The organism is Alteromonas sp. AO-Serp (assembly GCF_017849675.1).
Taxonomy (GTDB): domain Bacteria; phylum Pseudomonadota; class Gammaproteobacteria; order Enterobacterales; family Alteromonadaceae; genus Alteromonas; species Alteromonas macleodii.
Map to the genome: position 1 here is coordinate 1 of NZ_JAFLMX010000235.1, position 26,854 is coordinate 26,854.

Below are 26,854 nucleotides of genomic sequence, written 5' to 3' on the forward strand. Positions count from 1 at the left end.
AGCTGGCAAGCGTCTGGCGGCATAGGTAGCATTGCCGATATTGAAGCGTTGAAGCCGACTAACGTTGGCGGCGTTATTTTAGGCCGCGCGTTACTGGAAGGTAAATTTACGGTGAAGGAGGCTATCGCATGCTGGCAAAACGCATAATACCGTGCCTAGACGTACGCGACGGCAAAGTTGTTAAGGGCGTTCAGTTTAGAAACCACGAAATTATTGGTGATATTGTACCTCTTGCTGAGCAATATGCGAAAGCAGGTGCCGACGAACTAGTATTCTATGATATTACCGCTAGCTCTGATGCCCGCGTAGTAGATAAGAGCTGGGTAAGCCGTATTGCACAAGTTATTGATATCCCCTTTTGTGTTGCTGGCGGCATTAAGAGTATTGAAGACGCTGGGCGCATTTTGGAAATGGGTGCAGATAAGATTTCGATTAACTCCCCTGCCCTTAATAATCCAGACCTTATTAACCAGCTGCACGACGTTTATGGACAACAGTGCGTAGTGATTGGTATCGACAGCTTTTATAACGAAGCAACCGACCAATACGAAGTGTACAAATTCACTGGTGATGAAGCGCGAACGCAAAAAAGCCAGTGGCAAACCATCGATTGGATTAAAGAAGTTCAGTCGCGCGGTGCTGGTGAAATTGTACTGAACTGCATGAACCAAGACGGCGTGCGCAAAGGCTACGATGTGAAGCAGCTGAAAGCCGTGCGCGATGTCTGTGAAGTGCCGCTAATTGCGTCGGGTGGTGCAGGTGAAATTGCCCATTTTACGGATGTGTTTCAACAGGCTGACGTAGATGGCGCGCTTGCAGCATCAGTATTTCACAAGGGCATCATCAATATTGATGAGTTGAAAGCAGAGTTGACCAGCAATGGCGTTGCCATGCGTAAGCGTCACGGATTAACGGCGCAAGCAGAAGGAGTAAACCCGTGATCATTACTAACGAAAACAGCAATAAACTGGCTTGGGACAAAATGGACAACCTACTACCCGCCATTGTGCAAGACGCACTGTCTGGCAAGGTATTAATGCAGGGCTACATGGACCAAGACGCATTGGCGAAAACCCTTGAAACGGGCAAAGTGACATTCTTCAGCCGTTCAAAACAGCGTCTTTGGACCAAGGGTGAAACATCTGGTAACACGCTAGATTTAGTGAGCGTTGCTTGTGACTGCGATCAAGATTCACTGTTGGTACTTGTCAACCCTAACGGCCCGACATGCCACACTGGTGTTGAAAGCTGTTGGTTCGACGGCAACACACCAGCCTTTACATTTCTTGCAGACTTAGAGCGAGTGTTGGCAGCCCGCAAAGATGCCGACCCCAAAAGCAGCTATACCGCTAGCCTTTACAACAAAGGCATTAAGCGCATAGCGCAGAAGGTGGGCGAAGAAGGTGTAGAAACCGCATTGGCGGCTACTGTGCACGACAAAGAAGAGCTTAAAAACGAAGCCGCTGACTTGTTGTACCACTTAACGGTACTGCTTCAAGCTAGCGATATGTCGCTAAACGATGCACTTGATGTGTTGCGTGAGCGTCATAAATAGTAATAGCAACAGCGATCTACGCAAAAGTTAACATCAAGGCCTCTAAACGTTCACGTATTAGAGGCCTTTGAACTCCTAAATACATCTCCCAACGCTCCTCAAAAAGCTAAACATCGCTCTAAAATTGTCCACTTTTTTTACAATGAGTTCGTATTCGCAGAAAAAATCTCATACTTTCAATGTGATTACCTGAAGGCATGGATAATGCTTACACTGTGATTGTTTAATTAACAATGTTCACTAACCACATAAGGATATGTAATGAAAAAAGTACTTTCATGCTTTTTGCTTTTAGGAAGCTTCTCGTCTTTTGCAACAGTCATTGAGTACAATGATTTCTCCGACACTACGGGGCTTACGCTAAACGGCAACACGCTGGTAGTAAATAACAACCTGCAGCTAACGAATAATATTGCGTGGCAAGGCGGTTCAGTTTTTACCACAAATGCAATCTCTCTCATCAACGACTCTTCATTTGCGACAAGCTTTTCTTTCAAAATAGACAATAACAGTTTAGGCGGTGATACTGACGGCTTAGGAGCAGACGGTCTTGCTTTTGTAATACAGACACAAAATGCAAACGTGGGCGGTGCTGGTGGTGGTTTAGGATATCAAGGTATAAATAATTCAGTTGCGGTTGAGTTTGATACCTTTAATAACACCAGTTGGGATAATAATAACGGCAACCACGTTGGCATAGGTATTAACGGCAACGTTAATACCTCTAATAACGTCAATGAACCATTCCGATTCAATGAAGGCGATGTTTGGAATGTTCTGATAACTTTCGACGGAATTAGCAAGCTTTTCGATGTTTCTTGGTCCATGGAAACCGATTCAACGAAAGGAGGTAGCATTTCACGAATTTTAGATGTGGCCTCTATTTTAGGTTCAACCGATGCATTCTTGGGATTCACATCCGGAACAGGCTCCTATGCAAGTACTCATGAAATACTTTCGGCCACGTTCACAAATACATCCTCAATACCAACAAACACTCCTGTAAACGCTCCAGCAACCTTTAGCTTAATGATGAGTGCTTTAGCTTTTTTAGTTTTTCGAAGAAAAAAGCAAATTTTGAGGTCTTAACTCTCAAAGTGCAGTAATGTTTCTACTTTCAACAACTCGGTAACTAGCGTACTGATTAAGGCGTTGATTTAAATTACATTCTTATATAAAAATGCCCTTCTCGTTTTCTACACGAAGGGCATTTTTGTATCGCAGAGCTTTGCACTTTATTGAAATTAACACTGCTTAGCCTGTCTAACAATCGAACAAAAAGTGAGCCCTCGGTTAAAGAAACGCGACTAGCGCGGCGTTCCCAATATCCAATCGATCCCTTGGATAGCAACGGTGGGAAACACGCTCGCATGTGACGCACCGCCGATAACATGCAATTGTAGTGTTATGTTTTGATCTGCCTTAGCGTTGATTTTACTTGCCAATGCTTTGCTCCCCGCAACCATATCTTGACCCTCGCCAAACTCAGGCGTTTCTAAGCTTCCCACACCAATGTAAACACGCTTGGGCGATTGAGTTTCAGCCATTTCTAAGGTTAGTAAGTAATCGTCATTAAACCACACTGAAGGGCTAACAAGCACATAGTTAGAAAAGGTTTCAGGAGATTGCATGAGCACGTAGCCGCCAAATAGCCCGCCTAATGAATGCCCAATAAAAGTCCGTCGATTGACGTCTACTCGATATGTAGACTCAATAAATGTTAATACATCTCGTCTAATAAATGACAGATACTCAGCAGCAAGACCGGTTTCCAGTTTCCAACTATTGGCTATGGCAGGAGTGTAGTCCCTTACTCTACTCTCTACGCCTTTTGATTCTAGGGAATAAGACAACCCCACTATGACCGCTTCTTCCATTTGGCCTACGTTTACTGGCATTCGCATAGAGCCTACGATAATAGGAAAACTGTAAGGCGCATCTGTTGTGTATATTACGAGGTAATCCTTGGAAGGAGATGTGTTATAGCTTTTTGGCAACTGTACAAATAACGTATATTTACGTGCAGTTTCCGTATCTTCTATTGTCACCATTTTGCTTCTAGGTAACGAAACAGACGCTTCAGAAATGATAGGTTTAATGATTGATTCAGCAAAAGCACATGAAAATGCACTTCCGACAAGAATTATTGTTGTTAGAAAGCGAAGCACCGTAACCCCTTAGTGGTTTAAACGGCATGTTATAACGCAGCTAATTTCAATTAACCACTGTTTGCACACCAAGGGGCACTTTTTGACTTCTCTATTTCTCGATTTCCCTTACCACTTGGCCATAAGCCAGCAGCGCGAACAGCCCCGTTCCGCCCACAATATTTCCTAGTAATGTTGCACCAATTAGTGAGAGTGTTGCAAGAACGCTTATTTTATTTTGCAGTGCTAACAAGAAAAGTTCTGTTGAGCCGGCTATCACGTGCGTAAAATTTCCTATAGCAATTAAATAAGTAAAAATAACTATCATCAATATTTGAGAATGCTTAACCGATGGCTTCATCCATACAATAGCGGCAATGATAAACCCTGACGTAATGCCGTATGAGAAGGCGTCTGACGGTGATAGCTTGGCATAATGTTCAGAAATAGCGGTCATCCCTTCAACCAGCTCTGGTGGAACAGATTGCAGCGAAAAGCTGAAAAATGCAGCCAAAAAGGTGCCGAACATATTGGCGGTGAAAACGATGAACCACAGGCGCGCAATGCAAAAGCCCATATTGAACGAAGGTTTACTCAACAAGGGTAGAATGACCGAAAGCGTATTTTCGGTAAACAATTGAAGTCGACCAACAATCACCAGCACGAAACCAACCGTATAGCCCAGGTTTTCGATAACAAACTGATTGGGAGAATTTGCAAAGAGGTGATGCAAAATTCCTTCAGCAAGAATTGAAATCGAGATGCCAATGCCTGCCGCCACACCAGACCACCACAATGACATCATAGGACGCTGAAGTTCTTCTAACCCTTCCCTGTGGACAATGGCATACAAAGAAACAGAATTTAAGCTCTGATTATCTCGTACATCTTTTTCTTCAGTATGACTAAGGGCAACGTCTTGCCCCCTATGCCCAGACTCCTTCACTTTTTCTGTCACTCATGTCTCCTGCAACTCTTTGCTTAACTAGGACGTTTGCCTCAATTACATAGTATTTGGTCTACGACACAGCTTTTTGACAGGCATCACCAGACCACCCTATTCGGTTACGTTGATTAGGCACGTTTTTGGTCACAATAATTTTGCCTATTTCAGATATAGCTCTCGTTTAATAAAAAAGCCCGCGTGAACGCTTTTCACACGGGCTTTGGTTTATTGACGAGCCTTATAATGCTCGCAAAACGTCAAATATGAATTAAGGGTTCAGCAAGGTTGGTTTCCCTAATCCAAGCGCATCTAAACGTTCGAACTGGGTATCTTTGTCCCCTACTATCAAATAAATCATTCTATCAGGATGTACATATTTACCGTAAAGGCGCTTTATCTCACCAACGGTTAACGCTTTTACCTCAGCTTCTTGCTGTAAAACGTAATCATTGGGCAAGCCAAAGTCGCTAATTTCGCTAACCATATTCAATTTAGCGCCTAACGTTTCAAACGCCCTAGCGCCAGATTTAAGTGTAAACCCTTTCGTAACGTCTAAATCTTCATCTGAATAGTTTGTGCCAAACGCTGCTAATATATCCATGATAGCTTGCGTTGCTTCTAAGGTAACGTTCGACCTTACGGCGCTTCGTATGGTGAATTCACCCGTATATTGATCGCTAGAAAACGATGAACGAATGCCATAGGTGTAGCCTTTGTTTTCACGTAGTTCCTGCATAAGCTGTGAGGCGAAACCGCCCCCGCCTAAACGATAATTCATCACACTGACTTTATAAGCATCATCATGAGTAACATTCGGGGCGGAATGGCCGAAATAAAGCACTGACTGTTTAGCCCCAGGAACGTCATAGAAAAAGAGTTGGGCGCTTTCTGGCAGCTTGGGCTCTGGTACCTTCGCAAAAGTAACATCTTTTGGTAACCATCGCGCATTAAGTGGCGCTAGGCTTTTTACAACGTCCTGTTGTTTGATGTCTCCCACAACATGGAACTTTGCCAATGACGGTGTGAAGTATTTCTCGTAATACTTCTTAACATCTTCGAGCGTTGTGTCATCTACAGTTTGCTTATCTCCAAGAACCGTTTGAGCAAACGGATGCGCCTCTCCGTAAAGCAGTGTTTTAAACTCAACCGATGCAATGGCATTAGGGTTCGCTTTTATTTGTTCAATCTGGTTGATTGTATCGTCTTTAGCTAATTCAAACTCTTGTTCATCAAAGCGAGGAGAAAGTATCACTTCAGTGACGAGCTGCATTAAGTCACTGTAGTGCTTAGACAATACCGTTCCGCTAATAGTAATGTCAGTTTCAGAAGCACTGGCCTCCAGAGAAGCGCCTAAAAGCTCAATTTCCTGTTCCAGCTGCTCGGGTGTTTTTTCCGCCGTACCTTTAAGCAAGGTTGCGGCAAGTAAATTGGCGGTTCCTGTTTTACCTTCTGAGTCTAGAAGCATGCCACCATCTAGCTTTAACTCAAACGCGACCAATGGCACTTCGTCATTAGCAATACCCGTTATTTTGATGACAGACGACAGTGTATTTTGCCAAACCTTAGGTGGTGTAATTTCTATTGATTCACCATAAGCAGGCTCTTTCGTGCGATCAAACGATGACGGAGTACGTTCGTATTCAGCCGCAACTGACGCATCAAAGCTCTCTTCCGCCCCCGCGACAATTTTCTCCTCCACTACATTAGCTTCAGTAGAGCCGCTTAACACCAACTCTTGCTGTCCCTTAGGTACAAAGCTAGAGGCGACAAACGGTTTATCCTTGATATAGGTGCTATAAACACGCATTACATCTTGTTGTGAAACGCCCAGAATTTTCTGAACATCTTGGCTGATAAATTCAGCCCCGCCCGCAAAGATTTCGTATTGCGCCAATTGAAAACCTTTACCTAAGACGCTTGAAAGTCCTTGATAAAATTCTGTTTCTTGACCTGCTTTTATGCGCGCCAAATCCTTGGAAGAAATCCCGTCTTTCTCAAAGCGGGCGAACGCTTCGTTAACTCCATCTGCAACAGTGTTTAAGTTGACGCCATTAAATGCCATAACCTGCAGCTGTAGCTGTCCAGCGATCTCAGCATCATAGCCATAAAGATAAACATCACTGGTGAGCTTCTTCTCGTCAACAAGCACCTTGTTCAGCGGAGCATTTTTGCCTTGGCTTAAATACTGAGAAAGTACTTGAAGTGGATAATAGTCATCGTGATATTCAGGTACGGTTGGCCACACCATAGTTAAAAGTGGCGCTTGTGCAAAATTATCTATATGGAATCGTTTTTTAGTCTCATTGAGCTTCGCAGGTTGAGGCGGTAATTTATTGATTTGCTCTCCCGCAGGAATTTCATCGAAATACTTTTTAACCCACGCTTTAGTTTGATTTACGTCAATATCACCCGCGATGGTAAGCACCACATTATTAGGTACATACCATTTTTTGAAAAACTCTTTCACGTCAGCAAGCGTTGCGTTTTGCAGATCATCTAACGACCCAATCACTTGCCAACTATAAGGATGCCCTTCAGGGTAAAGGTTTTTATCAATCACATATTGATTGTGACCATAAGGACGATTATCCACACTCTGGCGCTTTTCGTTTTTCACCACCTGCTTTTCTTTGGCGAGCACAGGGTCTGTTACGGTATTGATGAAAAATCCCAACTTATCGGCTTCAGCCCAGATCATTTTTTCTAAAGCATCAATGGGTACAGTTTGGAAGTAATTGGTACTATCACGACTCGTCGAGCCATTTGCACCTGAGCCGCCAATTTTCGCACTGAGTTTATCAAGACCGCCTTTTCCCAAGTTCTCTGATTCGAGAAAAAGTAAGTGTTCAAACAAGTGCGCAAAGCCTGTTCGCCCTTCTTTTTCTCTGGCTGAACCCACATGCGCAGTGAGGGCGACTGCAGCAACGGGATCAGACCTGTCAACGTGCAGTACAACGGTAAGCCCGTTATCCAGAGTAAAACGCTCGTAGTCTACGTTGAACTGTGACGTATTTTGGGAAGCAGTACTATTATCTGCATTAGCGGTTGTTTCGCTGGTTATATCGGAAGCAGTTCGTACATTTTGTGGATCATTGGTGTTATGCGTACACCCTATCGAAACTGCACTTAGTGTTATTACAGCAATTGCAGTGTACATTCTTGTTCGTTTGAATGTTTCAAGCATTATATATGTTCTTTGCCAGTCAAAAATGTAACAAGTACCACAAGTGCACCACCAGTGCCATGACATTCCTTTTTCAGACATTTTTAGCATGCCTAAAAAGGCGGCGTTCATCTTTTACAGAGTGCAATATAAACATATGATTCATATGAGTTTTATTGCTTTTTTTCAACGCTCAATACCCTGTAGCTAGAGCAACCTTAATTAGCTACCGACATAGTTCGTTACATTTTCCACACCTCAATTTTGAACAAATTAGGTAATTTACAATCTACATCTATTACACAAGCCATGTCGTGATAAAACTTTGATCTAACGAGCAATCTACGAAAAGTGAGAACCGAAGCCGTGTTAAATCTAAAACAGAGCGTTAAGAACAACCTGCCTTTCATTTTATTTATGGTTTTGCTTTTCTCGTTTCGAAGCAGTGTTGCTGATTGGTATTATGTCCCTACAGGCTCTATGGAGCCCACCATTCAAGTAGGCGACCGCGTAGTGGTTGATAAATCAGCCTACACGCTAGAACTGCCGTTCACAGACGTTGTTGTCGCGAAAACTGGTAACATCAATCGCGGTGACATTGTAATCATTGACAGTAATGCAGCTGATACCAGACTCATTAAACGTGTGGTTGCCATTGAAGGTGATAAGGTCAAATTAGAAAACAACGTTCTTTTTATCAATGGTGAAAAAGCAACGTTAAGCGTCAAAGGTCACAATCTTTATTCCGAGCAGATTTTAGGTCAAACACGAACCATAGCGCTTAACCCATTACCTAGCCCTGCGAAAAACTTTAATTTGATCACTGTGCCCAGAGATCACGTGCTGGCAATGGGGGATAATAGGAACAATAGCGTTGATTCTCGTTATTATGGCTTCATTCCAATTGAAGAAATTCAGGGCAAAGCCAACTCGGTTGCATTTTCACTAGATCCGGACGATATGTATTTACCGCGAAAAGACAGGCTTTTCACATCACTTCAGTAGGGCTGAACAATCCCCTTACTTGCAAAAAGGCCAAGCTAGACCTTTACTTGCGTTCAATTTTTCGGCAAAAAAAATCTGGTCAGATCTGATAAAGCGGTGATATTCACGTATATAAAGAAAAATGTAGGAGCAATTGCATATACGTAAATTCTTACTAATGAATTACAAATAGCGGCCTTGTTCCTTATCAAATTCCCACTTCCTCAACACCAATTAACTAAGCCGCAACCCTCTATTTTTACGCTGTTTTTAGTTTAACTTCACGGCCGCTTCATCCCGCTTCACATTTAAAAAAGTAATACATGGTTTACACACTTTGTAACCAAGTGTCACATCTTTCGTGTTTTCCCCTATTGCAACTTAAGTATTAGGAGTGCTATTCATAATTTTGCAACATCATCGTGTTGCAAAAACACACAACAAGTAAAATGGAAATAAGGAAATAACAATGAAACAAGGTCGTAAAGTAAGTGCAATTGCAGTGGGATTAGCACTTTCAGGATTAACCTCTCTATCTCCTGCGTATGCACAGCAAGCTGACGAAGAAGCAGCCAACCTTGAACGAATTGCAGTCACCGGTTCTCGTATCAAACGTACAGATATGGAAGGCCCTTCACCTATTCAATCAATAGATGCAACAATGATTGAAGGCATGGGCTATGAAAACCTTCAACAATTACTCGAGCGTATGCCGGCCACAGGTGCGGGTACCTTCTCGACACGTAATAACAGCCAAGATTCAACAGCCAATGGCGCGGCAGCGGTATCCCTCAGAGGTATGGGACCAGATGCAACGCTTGTTCTAATAAACGGACGTCGCGTGGCAATAAGTGCCTTTGCTGAAAGTATCACTAACTCATTTGTTGATATTAACTCTATTCCTGTATCCGCCATCGAACGAATCGATATATTAAAAGATGGCGCTTCTGCGATTTACGGCTCAGACGCTGTTGCTGGTGTAGTAAACGTAGTACTGAAGAAAGACTACGAAGGTCTAGAGATTAATGCAGGTTATGGTGGTACAACAGGCCCAAGCTATGATGAGACCACCGCCAGTATTCTATGGGGCTCTCAAAGCGATAAAAGCAGTGCTACAGTTATCATCGACTATTTCAACAACAGCACGCTTGGCGCTGACGAAATGGGTCGATTCGGAACAGCTAACCAATCACCTTATGGTGGTATGGACTTCCGTTCTTCACGAGGTTACCCAGGTTACTTCTATGTGGATGGTGTTAAAACTATCGACCCTGATTGTCCAGAAGATAGCGCAACGGCGTCTGGCAGCTGTCTGTTCGATTATGGCCCATTTGGTTTAACCATACCGGCTTCTGAGCGCGTAGGCTTTATTGGTCAGTTCGACTATAAAATTGGCGACGAAACCACAGCATTTATGGAAGTTGCAATGCAGCACAATACGTCTGAAGCAGGCGGTGCAGCAACACCTCTAGATGAAGATGCTGGTTTAACCGTTCCGGGTACTCATCCTGATAACCCGTTTGGACAAGACATTGAAATTGGTCGCTACCGCCCTGTTGACGCAGGTGCCCGTCGCTGGGATATCGAATCTGACACCCTTCGTTTAGTCGCTGGCCTTCGTGGCACGTTCAATGATTACGATTGGGAAGCATCTGTACAAAAAGGCCGCAGCCGTTCAGAACAAAGTGGTGATCAGTCACAAGGTTGGGTTCGCGTTGACTGGCTTCAGGAACAAATTAACCTTGGTAACTACAACCCGTTTGGTGGCGTTACTAACCCACAAAGTGTAATTGATGATATTACTACTAGCCTTGTGCGCCGTGGTGAATCTCGAATGACCAGCGTTGACGCTCACATTACCGGTGAAGCATTCAGCTTCGGCGACGATGTTGTCATGATGGCAGCAGGTGTTGAATATCGCGAAGAGCAAGTATCTGACGTTCCTGATGTTCAGTTCCAGCGCGGATTAATCTTCGGTACAGAATCGGTTTCTGCCTCTGCTGAACGCGACCAGTATGCTGCATACTTAGAGCTATCTATACCTTTAGCTGAACAGCTTGAGCTTCAACTAGCTGGCCGCTACGACCACTACAGTGACTTTGGTAGTACAACTAACCCTAAAATAGCATTACGTTGGGCGCCAAGTGATGAAGTAACCGTGCGCGGTTCATGGGCTCAGGGCTTTAGAGCACCGTCTCTTGCACAAGTTGGCCTTGGCCCATCACAGAAAAGTGTTTTCTTCGTAGACAAATATCGCTGTGATGCAACAGGTCAAGATTGTGAATCGTTGGATTACAATATCGAGTTTGCGGGTAACCCTAACTTGGATGCAGAAGAGTCAGAATCTTGGAACGTAGGTGTTATCTACGCACCTATTCAAGAATTAGGCCTGAGCATTGATGTATGGAGTATTACGCAGGATAACAAAATTGATGAGCAGCAATTCGGTTTAGTTTACGACGCGGAATGTAATAACCAAGACAGCACAATCTGTGTTCGCTTAGATCCGCAGCCAGGCGAATCATTAGGTGTAATTCAAAAGATTTTCAACACCTACCAAAACGTATCATCTCAAGAAGCGTCTGGTGTTGATTTCAGCGCTAACTACCGTATGGAGTTGCAAGAGTTCGGTAACGTACGCTTTAACCTTGATTGGTCTTACATGAACGAGTTCGAAAAAGACGGTCTTGAGTACACTGGCGAATATGGCTATCCAGAACACCGTTGGTTATTCGGCACAACCTGGTCTAAAGGTGCGTTCGATGCCAACTTGAACATTAGCTTTGTTGGTGAGTTTGAAGACACGCCTGACATTGATTTCGACGGTGTGTTGGACTTTGAAGAAAATACCTCGAGAACAGTTGATTCTCAAATGTTGGTGGACTTGCAGTTTGGTTACAACTACAGCGATAACCTTCGCCTTGTAATTGGTTCAAACAACCTGCTTGACGAAGAGCCTCCGTTTGCTATTGGTGATGGTGATGGCGACTTATACGGCTATGTAGGCGGCGTGCACAACCCGCGTGGCCGCTTCGTATACTCTAAACTAACTTACCGCTTCTAAAGCCTTTAAAACGAAAAAGCGCTCAACGGCATTGCTTCACAATGGCATGCCTTGAGCGCTTTTTATCTATACGTAGAATTTTTTGCAACGCTTACAATCCGAAATGAATGAGCACCAAATTACCTATTGCTGCACACAGCATAGCAAGGAAAGTCAAGATCATACCCGCGAAGCGCTGCCAGCTAACGCCTGAGTGACGACCTAAGCCATAGGCATGTAATACACGGCCAAATAAAAGTGCGCTCCCCAATGCGTGAACAGCCCACACTTGGCCAGTATTAGCTTCAAAACACGCTATCATAATAAGGGTGATGGGTACGTACTCGCTAAAGTTGCCGTGCGCTCTAGTCAAACGACTTAGATCTTCATGGCCACCATCGCCAATTCCCACTTGATGGCGACGTCTGGCGCCAATGACTAAAAACGACAAATACAGGTAGCAAATACCCAGTAAGCTGGCGTAAAACGCCGTGATTGGCAAAACCATGGTCTACTCCACATGTTCTAATTATATCGCGTTGTATTAATCAGCGCTTAATTCAACATTCATGGTTGTCATTAAACGTTATCCGCTAATAAGTTACAAGCAACAAAAAAGGCCGCCTAAGCGACCTTTTGTTGACGTTGTTGGCAATTAACCTAAACGTTCAGCAAGTTCAGCACTCACTTCTTCAACTGGGCGCGTACCGTCAAGCTTGTGGTACTCACAGTTTCCAGCTTCCGCTTCAGCGCTGTAGTAGTTCACAAGCGGCTTTGTTTGCTCATGGTAAATCGCAAGACGCTTGCGCACTGTTTCTTCTTTATCGTCATCACGAACGATAAGGTCATCGCCTGTTTCATTGTCTTTACCTTCCACCTTTGGTGGGTTGTAAACAACGTGGTAAACGCGACCTGATGCAGGGTGTACACGACGACCACCCATACGTTCTACGATTACATCATCAGGAACGTCAAACTCGATGCAATGATCAACAGTGACACCTGCTTCTTTCATTGCGTCAGCCTGAGGAATAGTGCGAGGGAAACCGTCTAACAAGAAACCGTCTTTACAGTCATCTTGTGCAATACGCTCTTTTACTAGGCCAATGATAATCTCATCAGATACTAGTTTGCCTTCATCCATTACACGCTTTGCTTCAAGGCCTAGCTCTGTACCTGCTTTAATTGCAGCACGAAGCATGTCGCCCGTTGAAATTTGTGGAATGCCATATTTGCCCATTAAAAACTGAGCTTGTGTGCCCTTACCCGCGCCAGGAGCGCCGAGAAGAATGATTCGCATGAGTGCGTTCTCCGCTTATGATTTTTAAACTTTTTACTTCGGGCACTTTACACATTCAACACTGGGGTGACAAGTGTAAGCAGTACCGTAAAGTTAATCTTAAGACTAATGGCGAATATATGTTCAGCTTATAGGCACTTTTGTAAATTTGCGCCTACACCCATTCAGTAACTCATCTTATTTAAGATGAATAAGCTAACTCTTAATATGATTAACTTGAAATTTTAGACCGCCAAAATATAGCACAATAAAATGGCTAAACTTACTTTTGTTAGTCGTAGAAATAAAAAAACGGGCATTACGCCCGTTTTTAAATGTAAACCTAATGGTTTATTGCTTTATTTAGCTAACTTCATTAGAAGCGTGTTCAAGTTCTGAACAAAACTAGATGGGTCTTTCAAGCTACCCTGTTCTGACAATGCAGCTTGATCAAACAATACGCCTACCCACTGATTAAACAGCTCTTCATCTTGGGTATCTGCCAGCAGCTTCACCAAGCTATGCTCAGGGTTAAGTTCAAAGTGATACTTCACGTCTGGCACGGTCTGCCCTGCTGCCTGCATAAGCTTCATCATTTGCGTAGTCATGCCATTGTCATCTGCTACGATGACTGCAGGTGAGTCTGTTAAGCGATGGGTAAATTTAACGTCTACGACCTTATCGCCAAGTGCTGTTTTAGCTCGCTCAAGAACACCTTCAACTTGCTTTTCTGCTTCTTCTTGCGCCTTCTTAGACTCTTCGTCTTCTAAGTCGCCTAAATCTAAGTTTCCTTTCGCAATTGAGACAAACTGCTTCTCGTTAAACTCAGTAAGGTGAGACATTAACCATTCGTCAATGCGCTCGCCCATCAATAGCACTTCAATTCCTTTCTTGCGGAAAATCTCAAGGTGAGGACTAGACTTGGCAGCTTGCAAGCTATCTGCTGTCACATAATAAATCTTATCCTGGCCTTCTTTCATTCGCTCAATATAGTCAGCTAATGATACGGTTTGTGCATCAGACTCACCATGTGTAGAAGAGAAGCGTAGCAAGCCAGCAATTTTCTCGCGGTTACTGAAATCTTCAGCCGGCCCTTCTTTTAACACGTTGCCGAATTCATTCCAGAACGACTGATATTTTTCATTGTCGTTCTTCGCCATTTTTTCAAGCATCTGTAATACGCGCTTAGTACAACCTTGGCGTAGCGCTTGCGTTATCTTGTTGTCCTGTAGAATTTCACGAGACACGTTAAGCGGAAGATCATTGCTGTCTAGCAAACCTTTAACAAAACGTAGATAAGTAGGCATGAACTGTTCGGCGTCGTCCATAATGAAAACACGTTGAACGTAAAGCTTAAGACCATGACTTTGGTCGCGATTCCACATATCAAACGGCGCTTTAGAAGGGATATACAATAAACTTGTATATTCTGTTTTACCCTCTACTTTGTTATGCGCCCATGCAAGCGGATCAGCAAAGTCATGAGAGATATGCTTGTAGAATTCGTTATACTCGTCATCAGTAATCTCAGACTTTTCACGAGTCCAAAGAGCGGTGGCTTTGTTTACAACTTCCCATTCACCAGGCTGGCCTTCAATTTTTTCGCCATCAGGGCCTTCACTTTCAGGCACTTCATCTTTCCACATCTGCACAGGAATACTGATGTGATCAGAATACTTACTTACGATAGAGCGTAAACGCCATGCATCAGCAAATTCTTTTTCGTCTTCGCGTAGGTGAAGCGTAATCTCGGTGCCGCGTGTAGGCTTGTTGATTTCAGCAATAGTGAATTCACCTTCACCGTCTGAAATCCACTCAACACCTTGCGATGCATCTGCACCAGCAGCACGAGTTCGCACCGTTACTTTGTCAGCTACGATGAACGCAGAGTAAAAGCCAACACCGAACTGGCCAATGAGTTGTGAGTCTTTAGCGCTATCGCCAGAAAGTTTGCTAAAGAAGTCTTTAGTGCCTGACTTAGCAATTGTACCCAAGTTCGCAATGACTTCATCGCGAGTCATACCAATACCGTTATCGGTAATGGTGACGGTATTTGCTTCTTTATCGACGCTAAGCTTTACGTTTAACTCGCCATCGTTTTCGTAAAGACTGTCATTTTCTAGCGCACGAAAGCGTAACTTATCCGCAGCATCTGCCGCGTTTGACACTAACTCACGTAGAAAAATTTCTTTGTTTGAATACAAAGAGTGAATCATCAGATGAAGAAGCTGTTTTACTTCTGTTTGAAAACCGTGGGTTTCTTTTTGGGCTGCTTCAGCCATAATCCAATATCTCCTCGTTGAATGGATCACGTTTGATGTTAAACAGGTAAGGTCGCTCAACGCACTTTTCAACGTTTAGAACGAAAATTTATTTTTTATAAGGAGATTTATCTTCAATAAAGTTTGATGTTGAGTATATTGTGGGCGAGCGATAAGAGAGAACGTGACGTAGGCCCGCCAGATGCAGACCCACGTTGAGTGTTTTAATTACTAAGAATGGGTATACCCCAATTTACAGTACTATAGTTTGCGGCGACCCGAAAATGCGTGGGTGAGAGTATTACCATCAATATACTCGAGCTCTCCCCCAACCGGCACGCCGTGGGCAATTCGAGACGCATCAACGTTATGGCTTGCACAAAGTTGAGCGATATAATGTGCCGTGGCCTCCCCCTCTACAGTCGGGTTTGTGGCGAGGATAACTTCATTTATCCCACCTGCGGCAAGACGAGCCTCAAGCTCAGTAAGACCAATTTCTTCTGGCCCAACGCCGTCAATAGGAGACAAATGACCCATAAGCACAAAATACTGCCCCTTGTAACTTAAGGTTTGTTCGATTGCTAGTACGTCTTGTGGGCTTTCAACAATACATAACAAGCCACTTGCTTCTCTTTCAGGGTGACGACAAATGTCACATAGCTCGTCTTCAGTAAATGTTCTGCAGCGCTTACAATGATGAATATGCTCCATGGCATTGTGTAATACGTTGCTTAAATCAATTGCCCCAGTGCGATTACGCTCTAATAGGTGGAATGCCATACGCTGAGCGCTCTTGTTGCCAACGCCGGGAAGACACGTTAGTGCCTGAATTAATTCTGAGAGTAGCGGACTGAACTTCATAGTATTTACTGCTTTGGTGCTTTTTCTTTTTGATTCGAGCTTTCGCGGTATTTAATCACGTTCCGCTTTGCTTGGTCGAGCTTAACTTCATAAATGTTGCCCCCAAATAACCCCTTGTACTCTTCATCGGTGAAAACCAGCGTGTTGTCGTCATAAAACGTCACTGCCTCTTTTTGTGTGACTACGCCTAAATCAATACGCGACACATCGCCACTGAAGAAGTTATCGCCTTCAAAATTTTCAAATAACCACAGGCTTGTTGAATCTAACAGCACCAGTTTAGTCCTATCAGGGCTTATTGCAGCCGATGTGATCCAGCATAACTTTTCAAGGGTGGTACAGGTTTTAAATTCGCCGATGAGCTGTGCGTCAAAGTTAGCGGCATGATCCCCCACCTTATACAACTTGGTGATGCCATCGAAGGGTTTTGTTCTATTTTTTGTAAACAGGTAGAGGTTACGCTTGTACTCTACAAACGCTTCCAAATCGTAGTTCTTGTCTTTCGGTTTTACTTTTCCTTTTCCCATTTCCGGGTAAGTAAACTTAATGATTTCTGCTTCTGTGGTATCGGTTTTTATGTCAATGGGGTTTTCAATTTTATAAATCGTTAACCAGCGTCGCTTGTTGTCATTGTTGCCGAAGTCTCCCAAAAAGAAATGACCGAAACTGTTTTGTGTCATGTCTTCCCAGTCGACGTTTTTGGCATTTGTAACTGTAACTTCCCTCTCAATAGTTCCATCTTTATTGAGCATATAAAGGATGGGTCCATCGCCACTGTCGTTAATGGCCCAAAGCCTTTTGTATTTATCGTATTCTATACCTGAAATTTCCTTAAGCTTCGGGTCGACCGTTACTGTTTTCATTTTAAACAGGTCGTGAATACTCATAAAAAACAACACAGTTGCGATGGGTAGTAAAATAACCGTGGTGATAACTAAGCCTTTCCTTAGCACTACTAAAACCTCTATTTTAACGAGTTAACTTTCGCGATTAGCGGTTAACTGAACACGTTGAGTTTTCTGAAAGATAAAAAACGCAATGATACAACGATCATTCAACTATTTGGGACACTTTTTCTACGGAACAACGGTTAAATGAGATTTTACTGTTAATGTCGATGAGTTGGGCATGCGCTCAATATTTGTAAGCTGTGTATCAGCCCATAATTATCAACGTATCATGCTGAAAACAAGCCTAACCTTTATCAGTAAGTAGACGTTGACGTTCATCTTTATTGAATACGGTTTCATCGTGCTTTATGAATTGTTCAATGATTGACTGCTCATGGTCAGTAAATGCAGTTTCAAAATTTTGATGGCCAACGCTCACTGTAGCTTTTTGCCCATTTGCTAACTTTTCGTTAGCCAGCGCTAACTGACTAATGAAATCATTTAACGATATCCGATTGTATGTAAAGATCCCGGGCTTACTCAATGATGCAGGTGTGAGTAAGTCATCATGTTCAAGCATAAAGGCGTGTTTGAAAATTGCTTGAGACTTTGTGAAGCAGGCAGTAGGGCTGCGCAGAGTAGCAGCTTCTGGAAGCGCTTTAATACGGATGCTCTGACCATTGTCTGCGGTTTGCCAAGTTACACCACACACACTAACACTAAATGCATCTACCTGATTAGCAGTTTCCTTTCGCGCTAGCGTTGAGACGGTATCCAATGCTTGAAGCTCAGCAAGAACTTGAGGTAAAGACGTCATTGAGAGCTTTTCAATTGTTATCTTTCCCGCGTTGGACTGATAAGTAAGCTTCAGCGTGTTCTCTAGATAGTAGACTTGGCCTGTGTCCTTCCAAAGGGATACAGCGGTATTATTGATAGACGGATTTTCGACGGCACAATCACGTTGGGCCTGAAAGCGTTTTAACATTTTTGCTAACACAGCGTCCTTCCTCATTTCGAACTGCCACATTCTATTATTTGTGTTCCTTTGCTATGCGCAAGCTAAATGACTGAATGTGACAGTGTTTTAATGTTACGGAAGAAAGGCCTGGTTGAACTATTGCTAAAAATACTTATTTAAAACTGATAGCACGTTAGATTTTACGTGCGTATACCGACACCACAAACGTTAATGATAACTATTATCATATTGTAAAGTGTGCGAGAATGGCAGCATGGCTTGATGACTAAGTAAGTAGGAAAACGAATGCGAAATCTTATAAACGCAACCGTAACCCAAGTTCACCATTGGAATGACACTCTGTTTAGTTTCAAAACAACGAGAGAATCATCTTTTCGTTTTGAAAGTGGTCAATTCGTTATGATTGGTCTTGAAGTAGATGGTAGGCCACTGATGAGGGCCTACAGCATCGCAAGCCCAAATTATGATGAGGAATTGGAATTTTTTAGTATTAAGGTGCCAGATGGTGCGCTTACTTCTCGCCTTCAAAATATAGAACCTGGTGACCAGGTAATGATTAATGTTAGGCCTACAGGTACGCTCGTGCCTGGTTTCTTGTTACCCGGAAAACATCTTTATTTGCTCAGCACTGGTACAGGTCTAGCACCATTTATGAGTATTATCAGAGATCCTTTCATTTATGAAAGCTTTGAAAAAATTATATTAGTTCACGGAACGCGGTGGCGCTCTGAACTTGCCTATCAAGACGAAATTGAGCACCAACTTCCTAACAACCCTTATTTCGGTGACGAAGTGCGTGAGAAACTCATTTACTATCCTACTGTTACGAGAGAAAGTTATGAGAAAAACGGTATCGCTCATGAAGGACGGATAACGAAGCTAATTGAAAGCGGAAAGTTGCTGGATGATATAGGTATGCCTGAATTAGACACTGAAAATGACAGATTCATGCTATGTGGCAACGACAACATGCTACAAGACCTTATGTCTATGCTAGACGGCAAGGGCTTCTCGAAAGCTAACTCGCGTCGTCAGGGGCATTATGTAATTGAACAAGCATTTATAGAAAAGTAATGCGCAACGCATTTGCCTGACCATCGGCAACATTTTAAGTTTTCAATAAAAATCGCCGGCGTGTTGCCGGCGACTTTCTATGATTTCACTCGCAAAATACTTGCAAGCTGTATCGCTTCTAGCTTTACATAATTATTTAAAACGGCATTTTGAAGCCAGGAGGTAATGGCATTCCGCCAGTTACATCACCCATCTTCTCTTTGCTAGTTTCTTGAACTCGACGTACCGCGTCGTTAAATGCTGCAGCAACCAAATCTTCAACCATATCTTTGTCGTCGTCCATCAATGACTCATCAATGTCTACACGACGCACGTTGTGGTTGCACGTCATGGTTACTTTAACCATGCCTGCACCCGCTTCACCTGTTACTTCAATTTTGGCTAGGTCGTCTTGTGCTTTTTGCATGCGCTCTTGCATTTGCTGCGCCTGCTTCATGATATTGCCCATTCCACCTTTAAACATAATTTTTGTCTCGCTTCGTTTTGGTGTTAATAATTCTGCTATCGCGCTTTAACCGAATCGGTTAGCACTGACGCATCGAAAGTCGATAGCAATGCTTGAATTGTATCGTCGGTTTTAATCACCGAGTGTGCATGCGCATAGCGCATGGCATGAATCTCTTGTTGTAACGCAAAAGGTGTAGATGCTGGTTCACCTAACGTGATATTTACTTCAACGTTTTCACCCAACCCATGATGGATTGCATCAACCAATTGCTTTTTCGCACTATCATTTAATAAATGCGTCTGACTATGGTCAATTTCAAGGGACACTTGATTGCCCGCTCGAGAAAATGATGCGTGCAGCACCAATTGTTTGAGTAGACCAGCAACTGGCATTTGCTCAACTAGATTGCTCCATTCGTCAATTTGGCTAGCGTGAGTTAATTTGCTTCCGTCATTTAAGTACGCTTTTAACTGCCCGTCATAGGTACTGCTAAGCGGCGTATCAAAATTTAGAGCATCCCGTGCAAAAGACCGATCTCCCGCACTTTCCATTTGCTCTGGGGAATTGCCGTAATTGGAGCTGCTATCTGAGGGAGCTTTAACATAGTCAGCACCTTCAACGTGTTGAGATGGTTGATTATCGTAATCAGTAGCCCAAGGTGGCATATCCTCAACCGGTGTTTCCGAGTTTGATTGCGCCTCAGATTCGTCATTTGAAAAAGGCATATCCTCTTCAAATTCATCAAGCGAGAAATCGCTCGTGTGGTTTGAGCTAGAATGATTCTTTTCTGACTCGCTAGTATGCATAGCGTCAGAAGAATGCGCGAAAGTATTACCTAAGGACGAGCCTGAATTTGTACTTTCCAGTTGAGGAGTGTCACCGCGCGCAACACTATTATCTTTATGTTCTGAGCCGTTATCTATACGCTCCGGGCTGTTCTCTCTACGCTCTGGGCTATTATTTAGCGGCTCAGGGCTATGGTCTTGCAGCTCACGGCTGTTTTCATGCCCAACGGGGTTTAAATCGCCCCTCTTGATTTCGTTATCAGCGCTAGCCTGCCCTGCACTATTATCGCTACCCTTGTTAACTCCATGTGCAGTTTGTGAAGTACTCAAAGCCTCGGCTTTACTTCTGGTAAAGCGCGCTTGAATATCACTTGCACTTTCGGTCTTAGCATTTGCTGCGCTGGTACTTTTTGCCTCTGCGTCTTGTGCTTTTCTTTGCTTTAACTTTTGACGAAGTGCCAACATATCAGCCGTAGAAGTCAGCTGCTCTTCGGCGGTTAACGAGGACGGTTCGTTCTCGTGTGCCAACGACTCGCTGTTTTTGTCAGAGCCTTTGGCGTTATGAGAGCCCTCAGCGTCATAAGAGTCCTCAGCGTTATGAAAACCTTCAGCGCTTTGAAAACCTTCAAAACCTAAGGAGCCATCATCTTCTGACGAAGGTGGCATATCGTCCATGTACGCATCTAACGGAGGTCCATCGAAATGTTGCGCGGCTTCGTTATGGGGCGCACTGACTTCATTTGGCGTTGGTTCAAGCTCTGCAACAACGCTTTCTGTTTGTACCGCTTGTACCGCGGTGTTTTCTACGTGTAGTTCTTCAATAGACGAAGTTGGAGCTGGCTTTACGGATTCATCATCATGTGAAGCATCACGCTCAAGTGCTGTTGTTTGAGTCGTCGTTGCACCTGACTCTGCATGAGGTAGCGCCGACAGAGTATCACTTCCACTCAACTCGCTTTCATCAGCGGCTGCGTGTTTCTGCTCTTGCTGTGATTCAAATGGAGACGTCGATTGTTCTTGCTGCTCTTTTTCAATTATTGATGTCGCAAGTGAATCAGGGGTAGATGGCGCACTTTCTAACGACTGAGCAGAGGTAGATTCAACCGATAGATGTGAAGGCCTCTCCTCCTGCACATTGGTTGCAGAAGTTTCGCTTAACGGCGCTTCCTCCTGCTTACCGACGTTTCCCGGGCCACCACTGGAAGAAGCATGATCTACAGGTAAACTATGCTCACTCCTCCCGTTTTCAATCTCGCTTGCGGTGTCGTTGATAGGGGTATTTGGAGCAAACGACATCATTCGCATCAATGTCATTTCAAACGCACTTTTTCCATCCGCAGCAAACGGTAAGTCTTTTCTTCCTTGCAGTGCAATCTGATAAAGCAGCTGCACTTGCTCAGCTGGAATAGTTTTCGCTAATTGAAATATCGCTTTAGCCGACGTGGTTTCTAGCTTACATGCTTCAGGCACCCATTGCGTTAACGCTATTTGGTGCAGCAGGCTAGCCAATTCGCTGTGTACGTTGTCATAATCGGGGGCTTGCTCTGCGATGTCATTGACCAACTGCAAGACATCAGCAGGGCTTTTACTTACCACAGCATGAACCACTTTAAGCAACTGGTTCTTGTCCATCAGCCCCAGCATATCGGTTACCACCGATGCCAACACTTGATTTCCACCCTGTGCAATCGCTTGGTCAGTTAAACTCAGCGCATCACGCATACTGCCCTGGGCGGCTCTTGCCAAAAGCGCTAGCGCTTGTGGCTCAAACGGCAGCTGTTCATGCTCTAAAATATGCTGCAGCTGTCCAACAATCTGCTCCCGAGACATGGCTTTCAAGTTAAACTGCAAGCAACGGGATAAGATGGTTATCGGAAGCTTTTGAGGATCGGTGGTCGCCAGTAAGAACTTAACATGTGGAGGTGGCTCTTCCAGCGTTTTTAACAGCGCATTAAAGCTGTGTTTTGAAAGCATGTGTACCTCATCGATAAGGTACACTTTGTAACGCCCGCGAGTGGGTTTGTATTGCACGTTATCAAGAAGCTCGCGAGTATCCTCAACTTTGGTTCTTGATGCAGCGTCAATCTCTAACAAATCAACGTAGTTCCCCTGCTCTATCTCTTTACAGGTGTTACATTGACCGCAAGGATTTGCCCCTTGTCCTTCTTCGCAATTAAGGCTTTTCGAAAAAATACGTGCAATGGTAGTTTTACCTACGCCTCGCGTACCTGTAAACAGATAAGCGTGGTGTAGACGATCGTTATCCAAAGCATTTGAAATGGCAGAGACAACATGTTCCTGACCCACAAGTTCACTGAACTTGCCCGGTCGCCACTTCCTTGCTAGTACCTGATAACTCATTATTACGTATTTCGCCTTTTGCTAGTTATGCTTTATAGCGATTATTCGCCTTCAAACTCACAAATAGAGTAGCTTTCTATATCAAGCGTACTCAATTTCTTCTCGCCACCTAGGTCCGGTAAGTTAATAACAAAACCTGCATGGTTTACTTCACCGCCTAGTGAACGAATTAGTTTCGCAGAAGCGGCTATCGTCCCACCAGTTGCAAGTAAATCGTCAATAAGAAGGACTTTATCACCTGGCTCAATGGCATCTTTATGGATTTCTAATGTATCCATGCCATATTCAAGCTCGTAGCTCTCGCTAACTACTTCACGAGGAAGTTTGTTGGGTTTTCTCACTGGAACAAAACCAATGCCCATTTCGATGGCCAATGGCGCACCAAAAAGGAACCCGCGTGCTTCAGTACCTGCTATCTTGGTAAATCCCATACCTTGATACTTTTCTACAAGTAACGAGATACAGCTACTAAATGCTTTGTGATCTTCTAAAACGCTGGTCACATCTCTAAATAAAATACCTGGCTTTGGATAGTCAGGTACGGTTTTCACTACTGATTTAATATATTCTGCAGTCACAATTATGCCTTGAATGTCTGCGTTATAACCAGAAGGTGAACCAGCCGGCGATGATATGCATCAACGGGAACGCGATTAGAGTTACTAGCGATGCTAGAAAGTACCACTTGTTATAGACTTCTTTGAAATCTGAATTGTCAGCCATTTGCACTACCTAAACAATTTTGTGAACAAAAAAATGGTGCTAAATGTTAATCGAAAGCAAGCCCGATTGACAGCGCTAATATGATCGATCGCTCACTTTCAGACCAGATCATGGTGAAAGTTTAATATAAAGCAGGTAAATAGTAATAGTTACCTAAGATACTGGAAGCAGTATTCCTTTTTGTAACATGTCAGTGAGGGTCTGGTTCATACCATTTATAAGCACGTTTGAAGGAATTTGGGGAAGTTGTTGACACAACGACTCAGCTAATTGTTCTATTTCCATTCCCAGTTCATTTTGTTCCAGCGTGTTGACTAAAATAGCCGTCACCGGATTAACATGAGCAAATTGAACGTCAAACTCACGGTCTCTGTAAACAACGTAGAACTGCTGTTCTTGGGCAGGTTGCTCTGGGATATAATCCTCACCAATTAAATGGACTTCAAACTGATATGCCGCCAACGAGGCATACGGTGACACTCTAATGGCGGAAACATTGTTTTCTTGCTGATAGAACTCAACATTATCTTCATTTTTTCTGATACTAACGTCAAGCTCAAGCCACTCATAGTGAGCAAGCTCCGCAGCAAAGTCAGGCAGAGTAATATCGAAGTTTTGCTCTGTTGAAAGGTACTCAACGAACTCTTTACTTATTTCAGCAAAATAAGGAGAGCGGCATTCGTGCTCAATAAAAAACTGACGCACAATGCTCTCCCACCCTTTCTCACCATACTGTTTTACTATGATGGATTTTAGAACCGGAAACCCGGTGCTGACGAAGTTGTCGATGTTATTAAAAAATAATGATTGATAGATTTTCATCCGACGAGCGTGATCGGCGTTGGTACCGCAATATGTTTGGGGATCTTTGATCGCATCAACGAACGTTTTTTGAGTGGTTTGAAATGACTGAGTCACGCGACACTTCCTTTAACCTTTGACGCTTGAACAGCTTCGCATTTTGCTTGAATTTGCTTAATTTTCTTCACTTCCGCTAATAATTCGCTTAACGGGGGAATATTAAAATCACGCTCTAGCAAAGTCGGAAATACGCCGTGAGTAAGGTAAGCATGCTCCAACAGCGCCCAAACTGGCTCAATGACATCAGCCCCGTGAGTATCAACTTTCAAATCCTCTGCTTCATCATAATGACCAGCAATATGGCCATACACAATTTTGTCTGAGGGCAAGCCGTTAATGAACGCTTTCGCATCGTATTTATGGTTGATACTGTTAACGTAAACATTGTTTACGTCGAGAAGCATTTTGCAACCCGATTCATTTAGTATGCTCTTGGTAAATTCAAGTTCATCCATCTCTTGGCCTGGCGCAATGTAATAAGAGACATTTTCTAAGACCAGCGGTCGTTCGATGATATCTTGAACTTGAACAATTCGAGATACTACGTGCTTAATCGCGTCTTCAGTAAAAGGAATTGGCATCAGATCGTACATATGCCCGTTGCCAGAACAAAAGCTTAAGTGCTCGCTATACAATGCAATATTGTTTGCATCTAAAAATCGCTTAACGGTTTTTACAAACTCGACATCTAGTTTGTCACTACTTCCGATAGACAAAGATAAACCATGAGTTGTAAAGGGAGCTTGCGAAGACGCTTGCTGAAATTGTTCTTGGTACTTCCCACCAAGAGGGATCCAATTTTCAGGGGCTACTTCCCAAAAATCGACTTCAGATGGCAATGTAGGTAAAAGCGCTTTTAGCATTTCCCGACGAAACCCAAGACCTGCGCCACAGATGTTTTTCATATCTTCCCCTTTACCGCATGGGATTGCACAATTGTAACGTACGTTACTAGACAAAAAAGGCCATCATTCGACAGCCATTTTTTTGCTAAGCGTAACTCGTGTAGCCTTCATCATTCTTTTTCAAGCTACACGATGATTTTTGAATGGCGGTTACATGCTACCGCATTTGCCTTCGCCGCACTTGCCTTCTTTGTCAGCTTTCTTGTCTCCGCCGCACTTACCTTCGCCACACTTGCCTTCTTTTTCAGCTTTCTTGTCGCCGCCACACTTACCTTCGCCGCACTTGCCTTCTTTCTCTGCTTTGTCGCCGCCACATTTACCTTCGCCACACTTGCCTTCCGCAGCGAATTGGCTGTAACCAGATTCTAATGCTTGCATACCAAATGGATTTACATCTGCTACTGCAACAGTTGACGCCAAAGAGCCAATTACAACTGCACCCAACGCTGTCGCTACTGATGATTTTTTGATTTGTTTCATTGATGTACCCTCAATAATATTAGTCATGTTTGACGTACAGTAAGCACGTGTACTTTAAAAGACCCTGTGGGCTTAAAGGATATTTCACAAAAATTAATTTTTTTACAATTAATTTTTATGACATTGATATTAAAAGGTTTTATATTAACAAAAGTGTATCTGTATACTTTTACAATAAGTTAACAGGAAAAGTTAAGTACAGTACCTACAAAAAGTACAGGGTAAACGCGGTGAAGCAACAATTTTATCTAGGTCAATGGCAAGTCGATGTAACCAGCAATACTCTATCTCTCGGCAAGCTTAAGAGGACTATAGAGCCGAAAACCATGGATGTTCTGCTGCTGTTGTGTCAGCAAAAAGGAGAAGTAGTATCCTCTGACGAGATCGTCGCTCAGTGCTGGCCTAAACATATTTGTTCACTACCTCGAAATTTAGCTTTATATAAAAGCGTATCAGCCGCTTGCAACAAAGAAGTTATGTTCTCATAACAAAGATTTTCATTCGCTGCCACTCCCATATTAACTGTGAGCTTTTTATTTGACACGAGTATGAAGTGCCTGACACTGAGTGGGGCACGGAGCCGCCCGATTCGTATAGGCAACAGTTGTGCAGCTTGGTAAGGAAAGAGTTATTTATTCGCACTTCGATAGGATTCTAATATTGTAGAGTCACTTATATATGTAGTAACCAGATTCAAACTATCAACAAGTTCATCTTTGTACCTGCTGTGATTTGAAACTGCCAAATAGGAAGGTACGGTCAATTTGTCTGAAATACTTACCTCAACCAATCGACTACCTAAGGACTCTGTATAAAATTGGTAGGGTTGTTTGTAGCTAATTAGATAAGACGTTCTTCCAACATCAAAAAGGTGAATCGCGTCGCTACTTGTCGGCATATCAAAAAATTCAAAACCTTCTTGCTGAAGTGCCTGTCGAATACCTAAATAGTCATAGCCGCGAATTGCCGAAATTGACTTATCATCCGCAAGTTGTCCGTTATGTAGAAGTACAATAGATAAGTAAACAAATGGAGCGTCTATAAATGTAGCGTTCTGATCTAACGCTGAAGTACCTCTGACATTAATTGTGAGATCGACCTTCCCGGTC

The 26,854-nt window shown here is 43.4% G+C and carries 23 protein-coding genes and 2 pseudogenes; 7 read left to right on the forward strand and 18 right to left on the reverse strand.

What is annotated here, in order from left to right; translation table 11 throughout:
* The 4 genes from QVA83_RS15805 to QVA83_RS15820 form a co-directional block, all read left to right on the forward strand.
* On the forward strand, positions 1-147 hold a 147-nt coding region (locus QVA83_RS15805; RefSeq protein ID WP_287498672.1), incomplete at its 5' end, for a HisA/HisF-related TIM barrel protein.
* The gene (gene hisF, locus QVA83_RS15810; RefSeq protein WP_014950033.1) at positions 129-941 is read left to right on the forward strand and encodes an imidazole glycerol phosphate synthase subunit HisF; all 813 of its coding nucleotides are present in this window, start codon (positions 129-131) and stop codon (positions 939-941) included. The genes QVA83_RS15805 and hisF, both read left to right, overlap by 19 nt.
* Complete coding sequence (gene hisIE, locus QVA83_RS15815) at positions 938-1,555, forward strand: bifunctional phosphoribosyl-AMP cyclohydrolase/phosphoribosyl-ATP diphosphatase HisIE (RefSeq protein ID WP_061486118.1); 618 nt, start codon at positions 938-940, stop codon at positions 1,553-1,555. Before hisF ends, hisIE begins: the two co-directional genes overlap by 4 nt.
* Positions 1,556-1,816: 261 nt before the next feature.
* Positions 1,817-2,644 carry a lectin-like domain-containing protein gene (locus QVA83_RS15820; RefSeq protein WP_061486119.1) on the forward strand — a complete coding sequence of 276 codons (828 nt, stop codon included), beginning with the start codon at positions 1,817-1,819 and terminating at the stop codon, positions 2,642-2,644.
* Between the two features lie 218 nt (positions 2,645-2,862).
* Here QVA83_RS15820 and QVA83_RS15825 read toward each other — a convergent pair whose 3' ends face one another.
* From QVA83_RS15825 to QVA83_RS15835, 3 genes are all read right to left on the reverse strand, one after another.
* Entirely contained in the window at positions 2,863-3,723 is an 861-nt protein-coding gene (locus tag QVA83_RS15825) for an alpha/beta hydrolase (RefSeq protein WP_061486120.1), read from the reverse strand.
* A gap of 91 nt (positions 3,724-3,814) precedes the next feature.
* A complete protein-coding gene (locus tag QVA83_RS15830; RefSeq protein WP_061486121.1) occupies positions 3,815-4,660 on the reverse strand; it encodes a formate/nitrite transporter family protein in 846 nt (281 codons plus the stop codon).
* A 256-nt stretch (positions 4,661-4,916) separates the two neighbouring features.
* Positions 4,917-7,832: a M16 family metallopeptidase gene (locus QVA83_RS15835; RefSeq protein ID WP_061486122.1), complete on the reverse strand. Its 2,916-nt coding sequence runs from the start codon at positions 7,830-7,832 to the stop codon at positions 4,917-4,919.
* A gap of 330 nt (positions 7,833-8,162) precedes the next feature.
* Between QVA83_RS15835 and lepB the strand changes: the two genes are divergently transcribed.
* Together lepB and QVA83_RS15845 are read left to right on the forward strand one after the other, a co-directional pair.
* Positions 8,163-8,816 (forward strand): signal peptidase I, encoded by a 654-nt coding sequence (lepB, locus tag QVA83_RS15840; protein WP_061486123.1) that lies wholly within the window; start codon positions 8,163-8,165, stop codon positions 8,814-8,816.
* A 448-nt stretch (positions 8,817-9,264) separates the two neighbouring features.
* The gene (locus QVA83_RS15845) at positions 9,265-11,859 is read left to right on the forward strand and encodes a TonB-dependent receptor (protein WP_014950040.1); all 2,595 of its coding nucleotides are present in this window, start codon (positions 9,265-9,267) and stop codon (positions 11,857-11,859) included.
* A 91-nt stretch (positions 11,860-11,950) separates the two neighbouring features.
* Here the strand turns inward: QVA83_RS15845 and QVA83_RS15850 are convergent, their stop codons facing one another.
* From QVA83_RS15850 to QVA83_RS15875, 6 genes are all read right to left on the reverse strand, one after another.
* Entirely contained in the window at positions 11,951-12,346 is a 396-nt protein-coding gene (locus tag QVA83_RS15850) for an MAPEG family protein (protein ID WP_014976958.1), read from the reverse strand.
* 147 nt (positions 12,347-12,493) lie between these two features.
* Complete coding sequence (adk, locus tag QVA83_RS15855; protein ID WP_014950043.1) at positions 12,494-13,138, reverse strand: adenylate kinase; 645 nt, start codon at positions 13,136-13,138, stop codon at positions 12,494-12,496.
* A 338-nt stretch (positions 13,139-13,476) separates the two neighbouring features.
* Complete coding sequence (gene htpG, locus QVA83_RS15860; protein ID WP_039236292.1) at positions 13,477-15,399, reverse strand: molecular chaperone HtpG; 1,923 nt, start codon at positions 15,397-15,399, stop codon at positions 13,477-13,479.
* Positions 15,400-15,639: 240 nt separating this feature from the next.
* The gene (gene recR / locus QVA83_RS15865) at positions 15,640-16,239 is read right to left on the reverse strand and encodes a recombination mediator RecR (RefSeq protein ID WP_014950045.1); all 600 of its coding nucleotides are present in this window, start codon (positions 16,237-16,239) and stop codon (positions 15,640-15,642) included.
* A gap of 5 nt (positions 16,240-16,244) precedes the next feature.
* Positions 16,245-17,192, reverse strand: coding sequence for a hypothetical protein (locus tag QVA83_RS15870; RefSeq protein WP_014950046.1), 948 nt, complete (start codon positions 17,190-17,192; stop codon positions 16,245-16,247).
* 241 nt (positions 17,193-17,433) lie between these two features.
* Positions 17,434-18,126: a hypothetical protein gene (locus QVA83_RS15875; RefSeq protein ID WP_232375941.1), complete on the reverse strand. Its 693-nt coding sequence runs from the start codon at positions 18,124-18,126 to the stop codon at positions 17,434-17,436.
* 267 nt (positions 18,127-18,393) lie between these two features.
* Between QVA83_RS15875 and QVA83_RS15880 the strand changes: the two genes are divergently transcribed.
* Entirely contained in the window at positions 18,394-19,182 is a 789-nt protein-coding gene (locus QVA83_RS15880) for a ferredoxin--NADP reductase (RefSeq protein WP_061486124.1), read from the forward strand.
* Positions 19,183-19,318: 136 nt separating this feature from the next.
* Here QVA83_RS15880 and QVA83_RS15885 read toward each other — a convergent pair whose 3' ends face one another.
* The 9 genes and pseudogenes from QVA83_RS15885 to QVA83_RS15930 all read right to left on the reverse strand — a co-directional run.
* A complete protein-coding gene (locus QVA83_RS15885) occupies positions 19,319-19,645 on the reverse strand; it encodes a YbaB/EbfC family nucleoid-associated protein (RefSeq protein WP_014950049.1) in 327 nt (108 codons plus the stop codon).
* A 38-nt stretch (positions 19,646-19,683) separates the two neighbouring features.
* The gene (dnaX, locus tag QVA83_RS15890) at positions 19,684-22,776 is read right to left on the reverse strand and encodes a DNA polymerase III subunit gamma/tau (protein ID WP_069944601.1); all 3,093 of its coding nucleotides are present in this window, start codon (positions 22,774-22,776) and stop codon (positions 19,684-19,686) included.
* A 41-nt stretch (positions 22,777-22,817) separates the two neighbouring features.
* Entirely contained in the window at positions 22,818-23,354 is a 537-nt protein-coding gene (gene apt / locus QVA83_RS15895) for an adenine phosphoribosyltransferase (protein ID WP_014950051.1), read from the reverse strand.
* A 22-nt stretch (positions 23,355-23,376) separates the two neighbouring features.
* Positions 23,377-23,499 carry a hypothetical protein gene (locus QVA83_RS15900; RefSeq protein ID WP_256253717.1) on the reverse strand — a complete coding sequence of 41 codons (123 nt, stop codon included), beginning with the start codon at positions 23,497-23,499 and terminating at the stop codon, positions 23,377-23,379.
* Between the two features lie 153 nt (positions 23,500-23,652).
* The gene (locus tag QVA83_RS15905; protein WP_061486126.1) at positions 23,653-24,417 is read right to left on the reverse strand and encodes an HvfC family RiPP maturation protein; all 765 of its coding nucleotides are present in this window, start codon (positions 24,415-24,417) and stop codon (positions 23,653-23,655) included.
* Positions 24,414-25,265, reverse strand: coding sequence for an HvfB family MNIO-type RiPP peptide maturase (locus tag QVA83_RS15910; protein WP_061486127.1), 852 nt, complete (start codon positions 25,263-25,265; stop codon positions 24,414-24,416). The genes QVA83_RS15905 and QVA83_RS15910 overlap by 4 nt, the downstream gene beginning before the upstream one ends.
* 159 nt (positions 25,266-25,424) lie before the next feature.
* Positions 25,425-25,745: pseudogene (locus QVA83_RS15915) on the reverse strand (HvfA family oxazolone/thioamide-modified RiPP metallophore); the annotation flags it as partial.
* Positions 25,746-26,136: 391 nt separating this feature from the next.
* Positions 26,137-26,346, reverse strand: a complete 210-nt coding sequence (locus QVA83_RS15925; protein WP_232375942.1) for a diguanylate cyclase domain-containing protein — start codon at positions 26,344-26,346, stop codon at positions 26,137-26,139.
* Positions 26,347-26,373: 27 nt separating this feature from the next.
* Positions 26,374-26,854, reverse strand: a pseudogene (locus tag QVA83_RS15930) (hypothetical protein); the annotation flags it as partial.